At 40.9% G+C, this 12,417-nt stretch carries 8 protein-coding genes; 6 read left to right on the top strand and 2 right to left on the bottom strand.

The features are described from left to right. Positions 1-11 precede the first annotated feature (11 nt). From GSQ74_RS21935 to GSQ74_RS21915, 6 genes are all read left to right on the top strand, one after another. The gene (locus GSQ74_RS21935; protein WP_158996333.1) at positions 12-1,841 is read left to right on the top strand and encodes a family 20 glycosylhydrolase; all 1,830 of its coding nucleotides are present in this window, start codon (positions 12-14) and stop codon (positions 1,839-1,841) included. A 103-nt stretch (positions 1,842-1,944) separates the two neighbouring features. Further along, complete coding sequence (locus GSQ74_RS21930; RefSeq protein WP_254060946.1) at positions 1,945-3,525, top strand: sulfatase; 1,581 nt, start codon at positions 1,945-1,947, stop codon at positions 3,523-3,525. Positions 3,526-3,580: 55 nt separating this feature from the next. Continuing rightward, positions 3,581-4,522, top strand: a complete 942-nt coding sequence (locus tag GSQ74_RS22820; RefSeq protein WP_254060945.1) for a sulfatase-like hydrolase/transferase — start codon at positions 3,581-3,583, stop codon at positions 4,520-4,522. Continuing rightward, positions 4,509-5,105: a sulfatase-like hydrolase/transferase gene (locus GSQ74_RS22815; protein WP_254060944.1), complete on the top strand. Its 597-nt coding sequence runs from the start codon at positions 4,509-4,511 to the stop codon at positions 5,103-5,105. Before GSQ74_RS22820 ends, GSQ74_RS22815 begins: the two co-directional genes overlap by 14 nt. A gap of 73 nt (positions 5,106-5,178) precedes the next feature. After that, on the top strand, positions 5,179-7,203 hold the full coding sequence (locus GSQ74_RS21920; protein ID WP_158996332.1) for a glycoside hydrolase family 2 protein: 2,025 nt from the start codon (positions 5,179-5,181) through the stop codon (positions 7,201-7,203). Positions 7,204-7,233: 30 nt separating this feature from the next. Then, positions 7,234-9,318 carry a sulfatase-like hydrolase/transferase gene (locus GSQ74_RS21915; protein ID WP_158996331.1) on the top strand — a complete coding sequence of 695 codons (2,085 nt, stop codon included), beginning with the start codon at positions 7,234-7,236 and terminating at the stop codon, positions 9,316-9,318. Between the two features lie 512 nt (positions 9,319-9,830). Here GSQ74_RS21915 and GSQ74_RS21910 read toward each other — a convergent pair. Both GSQ74_RS21910 and GSQ74_RS21905 read right to left on the bottom strand, forming a co-directional pair. After that, on the bottom strand, positions 9,831-10,181 hold the full coding sequence (locus GSQ74_RS21910) for an acyltransferase (protein ID WP_158996330.1): 351 nt from the start codon (positions 10,179-10,181) through the stop codon (positions 9,831-9,833). A 16-nt stretch (positions 10,182-10,197) separates the two neighbouring features. Then, complete coding sequence (locus GSQ74_RS21905) at positions 10,198-12,414, bottom strand: glycoside hydrolase family 3 C-terminal domain-containing protein (RefSeq protein WP_158996329.1); 2,217 nt, start codon at positions 12,412-12,414, stop codon at positions 10,198-10,200. Positions 12,415-12,417 lie beyond the last annotated feature (3 nt).

The following is a 12,417-nucleotide window of genomic DNA, read 5'->3' as shown; positions in this document are numbered from 1 at the left end:
AGAAAGTTATTATGAAAAAAAAAATAATCCCCGTACTCTGCCTGCTTTTATTAAATACCATATCATTTGCCCAACAGGCTGATGAAGTATCAATAATCCCTAAACCAGCCTCAGTGGAAAAAGGCATAGGGTCGTTCATTATTAGCAAACGCACAAATATAGTAGCAAAGGGAGCCGATGCTGAAAAAGTGGCTGGTATGTTCAACTATTTTCTGAATAAAAAGTATGGCTTCGTATTAAAGGTTAATAATACGGTAACTAATGGCGCTATTGTTTTAAATACCACATCGCGTGTTAAATTGCCCGATGAAGCCTATCAACTAAAAGTAACCAATCACAGCATAAACATATCAGGAGAACGAAGCGGTGTTTTTTATGGCGTTCAATCCCTGTTGCAATTAATTCATAAAAATGGCAGGCAACTATCAGTTCCGGCAGTAACGATTAATGACGCGCCTAATTTTGCCTATCGCGGACTTATGTTAGATGTAGGTCGGCATTTTTTTGAGGTAGATGAAATCAAAAAGATTCTCGATGTGATGGCTTCGCTCAAATTAAACAGGTTCCACTGGCATTTAACAGATGACCAGGGGTGGCGATTAGAAATTAAAAAGTATCCAAAATTAACTTCTATCAGCGCATGGCGCGATTCAACTACTATTGGGGGATATAATGAGTTTAAACCATTTATTTATGATGGACAAAGGAGCGGAGGTTTTTATACCCAGGATCAGGCACGCGAAGTGGTAAAATACGCTGCTGAAAGAAATATTGTGGTGATCCCGGAAATTGAGATGCCGGGCCATAGCACGGCCGTGTTAGCTGCCTATCCGGAATTAGGCAATGGAACCGGCCCTTATAAAGTGCCGGGTTACTGGGGCGTGCTTCATACCATTTATAGCCCCGGCGAGCAAACCTTTAAGTTTTTAGAAGATGTGCTGACCGAGGTTATGGCTATCTTCCCAAGTAAATATATACATATCGGCGGAGATGAAGTTCCTAAAGATGAATGGAAAAATTCACCACTTGCGCAACAGCTAATAAAAGACAATCACTTAAAAGATGAAAATGAACTGCAAAGCTGGTTTATAGGTAGAATAGAGAAGTTTTTAAATAAGAACGGCAGAAACCTGATAGGATGGGATGAAATATTGGAAGGCGGCTTGTCGCCCAATGCTACAGTAATGAGCTGGCGGGGTGAACAGGGGGGCATAGATGCCGCAAAACTAGGGCATAATGTAATTATGTCGCCAGGTGCTTATATGTATATAAACCGTGCCCAGGCTAAGGATAAAGCAACAGAACCCTTGGCTATGGGTGATTTTTTACCGTTGAATGTGGTGTATAATTATAACCCTCGTCCTGCCGCTTTAACTCCCGATCAGCAAAAATACATCTTAGGTGTGCAGGCAAACATGTGGACGGAATATGTGGCAACTGACAATAAGCTGGAATATATGTTATTTCCTCGTGTTGCAGCTCTTGCAGAGGTTGGCTGGACAAAACCAGAAAATAAAGACTATAAAAGTTTTACCGAAAACAGGTTGCCGGATTTTTTTAAGAATATGGATCAAACAGGTATAAACTACAGGATACTGGAAGCTGATATAGTAATTAATGATAACGCGCAAACAGGGAGAAAAACAATAATGATCATCCCTTTTGTTGCAGACAGCAAGGTATATTATACTGTTGATGGCCACAAGACAGATAATACGGCTAATTTATACATAGGTCCAATACTTACCCCATATACCAATGGCCGCCCGCTAACTTTAAAATATATAATAGTTACAGCAGGTAATAGGGTGAGTAATGAATTTAGTGTAGATATAAAATAGGTTTAACATAACATCGACCTATCAATAACTTGTCCTACTTAAGGAAGAAGGCAAGTTGATTTGAGTTGCGAAAAATGAAATTATTAATATAACGATAAATAGAATGTATAAAGATTTATTTAGAATTACAAGGATGGCTTTGAATAACTCATCTAAACTGATTACAGTTGCTACACTGGTTTTCATCTTAGTCAACCAATGCCATGCTCAAACAAAACCTAATATCGTAATAATTATTTCGGATGACCATGCTTACCAGTCCATTAGTGCTTACGGCAGCAAGCTGATGCAAACGCCTAATATTGACCGGATAGCCAACGAGGGGGTAATCTTTAATAAAGCCTATGTTACCAATTCTATCTGCGGCCCTAGCAGGGCTACTATTTTAACGGGTAAATACAGTAATAAAAATGGTTTTAAGGATAATGAGCATTCCACGTTTGACGGTTCACAGGATTCATTTATAAAACAGTTGCGTGCCTCGGGTTATTTAACCGCGTGGATCGGCAAGTGGCATCTGGAGAGCCAGCCGCAGGGTTTTGATTACTGGCAGGTACTGCCGGGACAGGGCCAGTATTACAACCCGGACTTTTTGATGATGGATGGTTCAAAAAAACAAATAGAAGGTTATGCCAGTAATGTAATTGAAGATGTTAGTGAAAATTGGTTAGATCACCGCGATAAAACCAAACCGTTTTGCCTGGTGATAGGGCATAAAGCAACACATCGCACCTGGCTACCGGACACCACTGATTTGGGCCTTTTTGATAAGGTGACATTCCCTTTACCACACGACTTTTATGATCAATATGTTAACCGGGAAGCAGCAAAGATCCAGGATATGACCATTGCCAAAACAATGCTGATGGGATACGACTTAAAAATGTTTCCTGATCCGGAGTCGGAAGATAGGGAAAGCACAATCAACAGGATGAATGCTGCGCAAAGAAAAAGAATGGATGCTTATTACAAACCCATATATGAAGATCTAAAGGCAAAAAATCTATCCGGGAATGCCTTAACGGAATGGAAATATCAACGTTATATGCGCGATTACTTAAGTACCGCAACTTCGTTAGACCGGAACATTGGCCGCACTTTGGACTACCTGGACAAACACAACCTTACTAAAAATACGATTGTGATCTATATGTCTGATCAGGGCTTTTATCTGGGCGAACATGGCTGGTTTGATAAGCGCTGGATCTATGAAGAATCGTTCCGTACGGCAATGGTCATGCGTTATCCGGGTAGAATAAAACCAGGAACAAAATCAAGCGATTTTGTGCTGAATTTAGATATCGCCCCTACTGTTTTAGATGCTGCCGGCGTGGCTATACCAAAAGATATGCAGGGCGAGTCGATGCTGCCATTGTTTGCAAAAAACAAAGCTAAAGGTCGGAACGTGATCTATTATCACTATTATGAAAATGGAGAGCATGCTGTATCACCGCATTTTGGCATCAAAACCAAACGCTATAAACTTATACGTTTTTATACCCGGGTAAATAACTGGGAGCTTTATGACCTGCAAGCTGATCCTCACGAAATGAATAATATTTATGGCAAAAAAGGATATGAAAACCTTACCAGGCAGTTAAAAGCAGAATTAAATCAACAGATAGATAAGTTTGATGACAATGACGCGAGACAAATATTGATAAATGGTAAAAGTATCATATAGGTTTATAAGTTTAAATTGTCATAACAAGTAATTTCTAATACTATAAATGTTTATCATGAATAGAAACCTACTATCCTTGCTGTTTATTGTAACCGCATTTACTGCGGCCGGGCAAAGCCCATCAAAATCAAAAGCCAATCGCCCAAATGTTATATACATTTATGCTGATGATTTGGGCTACGGCGATTTAAGCTGTTATGGGGCTACTAAAATTCATACGCCAAATGTGGATAAGATAGCCGCGGCAGGTATCCGTTTTACTAACGGGCATTGTACCTCGGCAACGTGTACGCCATCCCGGTATGCCCTGATGACGGGCGAATATCCCTGGCGCAAAAAAGGTACAGGCATTTTACCTGGTGATGCAGCTTTAATTATTCCTACTGACAGTACCACCTTACCCAATATGTTTAAAAAAGCCGGGTATAAAACCGGGATTGTAGGTAAATGGCATTTGGGTTTGGGAAATGCCGTGGCAAAAGATTGGAATGGAGAAGTTAAACCGGGGCCAAATGAGGTAGGCTTTGACTATTCTTTCATCTTCCCGGCAACAGCAGACAGAGTGCCAACTGTGTTTTTAGAAAATCACCATATAGTAGCATTAGACCCTAATGACCCCATTGCGGTAGATTATACCAAAAAGATAGGCAATGACCCTACAGGAAAAGAACATCCGGAGTTGCTGAAATTAAAATCATCGCCAGGGCAAGGCCATGATGGGACTATTGTAAATGGAATAGGCAGGATTGGCTATATGAGTGGTGGCAAATTAGCGCGATGGGTGGATGAAGAAGTATCGTCAACCTTTTTAGCAAAAGCGGAGGGTTTTATAGAGGAGAATCAGCATAAACCATTCTTTTTATACTTTGCTATGACGGAACCGCACGTGCCCCGGATGCCCGCGACCCGTTTTAAAGGCACAAGTGGTTTAGGTTTGCGGGGCGATGTTATTTTACAACTGGATTGGGCAGTTGGGGGAAATAATGAAGCAGCTTAAATACCTGGGCCTGGAAAAAAACACGATAGTTATTTTTACCAGTGATAATGGGCCGGTATTGAATGATGGCTATCAGGATGAAGCTGTGGCAAAACTGAACGGGCACACACCGGCAGGCCCGATGCGAGGCGGGAAATACAGTGCTTTAGAAGGTGGTACACGTATTCCGTTTATTATCAGTTGGCCGGGGAAAATCAAACCGCAAGTTTCAGATGCTCTGGTATCCCAAATGGATATGCTCGCTTCTTTCTCCGTGTTTCTTAAACAACCTATTCCAGCCGGTGATGCAACCGATAGCGAGAACTTAATAGATGCTTTCCTGGGCAGATCTGATAAAGGGCGTTCGGTATATATAGAGCAGGGAGGGGCGCTTGCCATTGTTAGGGATGGATGGAAATATATTACGCCGAACAATGGTGCACCTTATAATAATTTAGTAGAGATAGAAACAGGAAATTCAACAGAGCCTCAATTGTATAACTTGAACAATGATATTGGAGAAAAGCATAATCTTGCCGCCCAATATCCCGAAAAGGTGAAAGATTTGAAAGCCTTATTAGCTTTAATGGTACAAGGTAAATAGAAATTATAGCGTTGCACTATCAAATACGCGTAATACAAACATTCTTGTAATTTATTGAACGTAATACCCGCATATGAAATTTGTTTATACTGCCCTATTCTTTTTTTTAATAAGCCATGCGGCTTTCGCTCAACGGGATACCATTAACCTGAATGATTCATGGAAATTCTGTATCGATAAAAAAACAGAAGGGCTGACCGGAGAATGGTATAAAAAAGACTTGAAGAATGGTGCCGATGTGAAAATACCGCATACCTGGAATGTAGATAAAAACACTCAAAATTATTATGGCTGGGCATGGTATCAAAGAAAAATTATGATACCCGCCCAATGGAAAAATAAGCATATTGTTTTACAATTTGGCGCCATTAACCATACTTCATTTATTTACATCAATGGGAAAAAGGTTAAGGAGAATATTGGAGATGGGTTTAACAAGATCTTTATTAATTTAGATGACCAGGTCAGATACGGAGCTGAAAATACTATTACTGTAGCTTGCAATAATGATTTTGGGCGTAATAAAGTACCTTTTGGAGATTCATTTGATTGGCCAAACGATGGAGGAATAATCAGGTCGGTTAATCTTATCGTTAGTGGCAAACCGGCAGCAAGTTATTTAAATGCAGAGCCGGTTTTAAATCCTGATCATCAATCCGGAAAATTAAAAATCAGAATAGATTTCGATCAAACCGTTAATAAAAATATTAAATTACTGGTTTCTATCTCAGAAGAGAACCAACCCACCAGGAAAGTTGTTTTACAAACAACCACCCAACCAGTTTGGGAAAATGGTGAGGCTATTGTTAATTATACTCTGCCTAAAGTAAACGCATGGCATTTTGACTTTCCAAATCTTTATCACATAGATGTAACTATTTTAAATGGTAAAAAAGCGGTAGATAAAATTAGCGCCAATTTTGGTTTCCGGGAACTAAAGTTTATAAATGGTCAAACTTTTTTGAATGGTGAAAAGGTAAAGTTGATGGGTATAGAGTGGACTGCGGGCTCTAATCCCAATTTTGGGCTTGCGGAGACCAAAGCAGAGATACTTCGCAATTGTAAATTAATGAAAGATGTGAATGCGATCTTCAGTCGTGTGCATTTTCAGCAAGATGATGTTTTTTATGACTTTTGCGACCGTAATGGTATTCTTTTACAGGAGGAAATTCCATTATGGGGGGCAGAAACGCCTGTAAATGATACTATTCATACCATCGCCAATAAACAACTCGGTGAAATGGTCCGCAATCATTACAACCATCCATGTATTTTCGCTTGGGGAGTAGGTAATGAATTAAATGGCCGGAACGAAAAAATGAAAGCGATGATCCAGGCCCTTATAAACAAAGCGCGCCAACTGGACCCAACACGTATGGTAAGCTATGTAAGCAATACATTAAAAAGTGGCTTTATTAATGATCCCGGTTTTGTTGCAGATGCTGGTAGCCAGGGTGATTATTTGATGATGAACGAATATGCCGGAACCTGGTGGGATATACCAGTTGGTAAATTGTCGAATTATCTGGATAGTATTCACGTTTCCTATCCTGACAAACCCTTCTTTATATCAGAATTTGGTTTATGCGGCCCTAATTTTAAAGGAGGAGATGAAAAGCGCATAGAAGATCTGATCTATCATATGGCTGTATACGAGACGAAGCCTTACATACAAGGTGCCATTTATTTTGATTTAACAGATTACAGGACGCATTATCCGGGTACTTCGGATACCACTAAGTTTAGAAGACGTATTCATGGCGTTTATGATATGTATGGAAAACCCAAGCCATCGATGGCTGTATTAAGAGAGTTGTCTTCCCCTATTGAAGTACAGCAAATGTCTAAAAAGGGCAATAAATTGAGTTTAAGGATTTATGGAAGTATTGGGCTTCCGCAGTATATTGCAAGAGGATATAAATTATATGTTTCTGATAAAACAGATAATTATTCCTCCTATAAAGTGTACGACTTACCTGAAATAAAGCCCGGACAAAGAATAGATTTTGAAGTGGATAATTTATTTGGTGGTAAAGGCATTGTAACAATAGTTACGCCACTCGGTTATATCACAACTCAAAAATCATTTTTAGAATAATCAAATAAAGCCCCTGCAAAAATGAATTGGATGAAAAAAAAATATGCCGCTATTATCATCATAAATGTATTGCTGTTGACTTTCTTTAATTTAACAACTCAGGCACAACAGAAGCCCAACATCATATTTATCCTGACAGATGATATGGGTTATGGAGATGTGGGTGTATTCTTTCAAAAACAGCGGCAAGAATCAGGCGATAGGAGCAAGCCTTATGAGCTAACTCCCAATTTAGATATAATGGCAAAAAAGGGCGCGAAATTTACCCAGCAATATTGCGACGCGCCCGTTTGTGCACCATCCAGGGCATCTTTATTAACAGGTGTTAACCAGGGAAATGCGAGTGTTAGGGATAATCAATTTGATAAAGAACTGGAAAACAACCATACTTTGGCCACAGTATTGAAGCAGGCCGGTTATAATACGGTAGCAATTGGAAAATGGGGGCTGCAAGGTGTTAAAGAAGAAGGCCCAAATTGGCCCGCACATCCCCTAAAAAGAGGATTTGATACTTATTATGGGTACATGCGGCACAAAGATGGGCACGAACATTACCCCTTTGAAGGTATTTATGATGGAAAAAAAGAAGTTTGGAGCGATTATAAAGAAGTGTCGGCTGGTTTAAGTAAATGTTACACGGCAGATTTGTGGACTGCGGCCGCAAAAAAATATATAATAGCACATGAAAGAGGTAAAGATGCTGCCAAACCTTTCTTTATGTACCTGGCTTATGACACACCGCATGCGGTTATAGAATTGCCTACCCAGGCCTATCCACAAGGTGGGGGATTAAAAGGCGGCATGCAATGGCTGGGCGAGTCAGGGCACATGATCAATACAGCAAGCGGCAAGGTTGATTCATATATGTATCCCGAATATGCCAATGCTACTTATGATAATGACAGTAATCCTGCTACCTCCGAAGTAGCCTGGCCCGAAACTTATAAAAGATACGCCACAGCTAACCGCAGAATAGATGATGCTGTGGGAGATATTATGCAACTATTGGTCGATTTAAAGATAGATGATAATACGCTGGTCATTTTTACCTCTGATAACGGTCCGTCTATTGAATCTTATTTGCCAGCTTCCTATATACCCAATCATCCCACCTTTTTTGGAAGTTACGGGCCTTTTGACGGTATAAAAAGAGATTGTTGGGAAGGTGGCCTGAGAATGCCAACACTGGCTGAATGGCCTAATCATATAGCACCCGGGAAAACAATTGCCACACCCAGCATGCTGTCAGACTGGATGGCAACTTTTGCCGACGTAGCACACATTCAGCCTCCGGCCAGAACGGATGGTGTTTCCTTGCTGCCTGATTTAACCGGTAAAGAAAAACAACAAAATAGCTTGGTTTATGTAGAGTATTATGAAGGCGGAAGAACTCCGGATTTTAAAGAGTTTGAAGCCAGCAGACGTAACAGAAAAAGAGACCAGATGCAAATGATACGAATGGACGATCTGGTTGGTGTACGGTACCAAATTGAATCTGCCGATGATGATTTTGAAATATACAATGTAGTTAAAGACCCAAAAGAAGCAGATAACCTGGCGCTGAAACTCGGGTATGAGAAAATACAGGCGCAAATGAAAACCAAGGTATTGCAGGTGCGCCATACAGATGCTGAAGCGCCCCGCCCTTATGATAACGTACTGATCCCGGCGGATACGGTTGCAGGGGAATTAATGCCGGGAGTTAACAGGAAGTTTTACAAGGGAAACTTTCCCTGGGTAATTTCTGAAAAGAATTTGACCCCGAATGAGAAAGGATTAACGGATAATGTAGCTGGAAAAGAAGATGATAAAAAAGAAGGTATGATCTGTTATCAGGGGTTTATAAAGGTACCGGCCGATGGTATCTACACTTTCTCCATGCAAACAACAGGAAAAGCTTATTTACGCTTACATGAAGCCACGTTAATTGATGAGGATTTTAACTATCAGTCGAATTCAGAAATCACACAGGATGCTTATCTAAAAGCTGGCTATCATGCCATAAAACTAAATTATTTGTTGCAAAAAGGAATATCACCGCAATTAAAGCTGAGATGGAAAAGTGATAAGGGTGATTGGGCCAATATTGATAGAAAAGTTCTTTATCATTTATAAATAGAAATTGATTGAATGAGTAAATAAAATATAAATTATATTGTTTATATAGTCTTTGTAATCAATTAGTTAAGTAATGTTTATTTAATGATAAGTTGAGATAAATCTACTCATCGAATCACTTACCTTTTATTTGAGAAAAGATGCATAATTTGGATGGGGGCAAATAAAAAGCCAGTAATCGTTTTATTTGCAGGTTTTTAATATGTTTTGATATTGATACCAGCGGAGAGTTAGAGGATTTCGAACCTTGATATAAACGAGATATTTTACGCATTTATTGTAACTTGGAACTGCCTGGTTAAGCTTCTCTCAATATCTACTTAGGCCATTATTCGTTTGATTTATGGATGCTGGATTGTAATAGTAAATATTCTCCGTCTAATTGTCGCCAATGTAAAACCCGTACTGCTTTGTATTCAAGGACATTTACCACAAACGATAAATCATATACCCCCCCAAAAAAGCCTTATTTTTTTCGTTATCCAACACTATTTATTTCCATCTTTTCTTTAGCACGCCCTGACAGGTTCATCATAATGAGAGTCTCCAAAATAAAAACAGGCTGCGCCAATAAGCATTCCCATTATAACCATTGGCTGCAACCGCCCCAGGCGGCGTTTAAAAAATCCTCCTATAGTGAGCTTACCCCATCGGTCATCGTAAGCGTAACCTATCACAAACCCCGATAGAACAAAGAAGAAATCGACTGCCAGATAACCGTGATTAATCAGCTGGTCATATGGGCCGGTGGAATTTGCTTCACAAATATGGAATAGTACAACAATCATGGCGGCAACCCCACGGAGCCCGTCCAGTATCGGGTAATGTGGTTTGGATTTTATAGAATTTGCGTCCAGCATTATTTTTGTTTTAAATTTAATTTAGGGTGAATAAGATTTTTGTCCTGATATCATCCGATGCGGCCCCTACAAGTGCTGTGAAGTCGCCCGGTTCGGCAACCCAGCCATGTTTAGCAATATCAAAATAACTTAATGCTGATTTGTCAATTGTGAAAGTAACTGTCTTCTCCTCGTTTGGCTGAAGCGTGATTTTTTCAAATCCCTTTAATTCTTTAACAGGCCTTGGGACGGAACTTTTGAGGTCGCTAATATACAGCTGAACGACTTCTTCCCCAGCCCGAGTTCCTGTATTTTTCACTTTGACCGAAAAGGTAATTTGATCTGACGATGACATGCTTTTTTTGTCACTTGTCACTTTTCCATATTCAAAGGTAGTATAGCTGAGCCCATGCCCAAAGGCGAACAACGGCTTGATGTGTTTTTCTTCCGCCCAGCGATAACCTACAAAAATGCCTTCTTTATAAGTGACCTGGTTTGTCCCCGGAAAGGCATCTAAAGCCTGCGCACCATTATCATCAAGTTTTACCGGGAAGGTAAAAGTGAGCTTTCCCGAAGGGTTTACATCACCCAACAGGATTGCTGCAAGGGCATTGCCCGCCTCTGATCCCAGGAACCATCCCTGAACAATAGCTGGTACCTGATTAACCCATGGCATGGCAACGGCATTACCGGAAATATTTACATAGACCACATTTTTGTTAACCCTGGCAATTGCCGCAATTACATCATCCTGCCCATAAGGAAGGTTTAGACCGAGCCTGTCGAAACCCTCATCGTCCTGATGAGGACTCTTGTTCAGGCCGCCTACAAATATCACGACGTCCGCGTCTTTTGCTACACGTACAGCTTCATCGATGAGTTGGGCCGGTGTCCTGTTATCAGTGAGGTGCTGCCCCGTTACCACTCCGTTATAGTCTCCGGTTGTATCGCCAACGTAGCCGCGTGCGTAAACAATTTCGGCCTGATTACCGATTCTTTTTTTGAGTCCTTCAATCGGCGAGATCTCGTACTTTGCTTTCAGAGACGAGCTACCGCCGCCTACTGTCATCCATTTGATCGCATTTTCACCGATAACCGCGATTCGTTTTACTTTATGCACATCGATTGGCAGTACATGCTTATCGTTCTTTAACAGTACGATTCCTTCTTCGGCAATCTTGCGCGCTGCAAGCGAATGTTCCTCCGACCCCAGTGATCCTACAGGACGGTTCTTATTCATGGTTGTTAGGAAGCACAAACGGAGAATGTGGCGGACTTTATCATCCAGTTCTTTGGTGCCTACCTCACCGGATTGAATCATTTTTAGGTATGGCGCAGCCAGGTAATAGTTGTCATAGGCATTGCTTTTCCCAAAGTTCAAGCCATTTGTCCAGCTACCAAATTCCATATCCAGCCCGTTAAATATAGCTTGCTTGGTGTCGTGAGTACCGCCCCAGTCGGATACGACGACACCTTGAAATCCCCATTCTTTGCGTAGAATATCATTAAGAAGATATTCATTCTGGCAACAATACTCCCCTTTGTACATATTATAAGAGCCCATTATTGCCCATGCTCCGCCTTCCTGGACTGCGGCCTTGAATGCAGGTAAGTAAATTTCGTAAAGAGTTCGGTCATCAACATTTACATTAACTGTATTGCGGTTACTTTCCGAATTGTTCAGTGCAAAATGTTTTACACACGCTGCGACACCATTTTCCTGAATCCCCTTGATATAAGGGACAACCATTTTGGAAGTAAGAAACGGATCTTCACCAAAATATTCGAAGTTTCGACCGTTCAATGGGGAGCGGTAAATATTGACACCCGGTCCGAGTAGTATATTTTTATTGCGATAGCGGGCTTCTTCGCCCAGTGATTTGCCGTATAGATGGGACATATCCCGGTTCCAGGTCGCGGCCAGGCAGGTAAGCGCCGGAAAAGCCATACAAGAATCATTGGTTTGCCCTGCTTGTGTCCACTCATCCCACAGTACATCCGGCCGGATACCGTGAGGCCCGTCATCGGCCCAGTTTTCAGGAATGCCAAGGCGAGGAACACCTGGTGAGCTGAATTTGGATTGTGCGTGGATCATATTAATTTTTTCCTGTAAAGTCATTCGTGATAAGGCGTCGTCGACCCTCACATTGATTGGCTGGCTGTCATCCAGATAAACCGGGACATGATTTTGTGCCTTGCTGATTGTAGTGGCAACTACAGAAATAAAGAGTAAAACAATAAATTTTTTGAACATAAG

Origin of the sequence: Mucilaginibacter sp. L196, assembly GCF_009765905.1 — a bacterium.
In the GTDB taxonomy this organism is placed as follows: domain Bacteria; phylum Bacteroidota; class Bacteroidia; order Sphingobacteriales; family Sphingobacteriaceae; genus Mucilaginibacter.
This window is presented reverse-complemented; position numbering and strand designations above follow the sequence as displayed.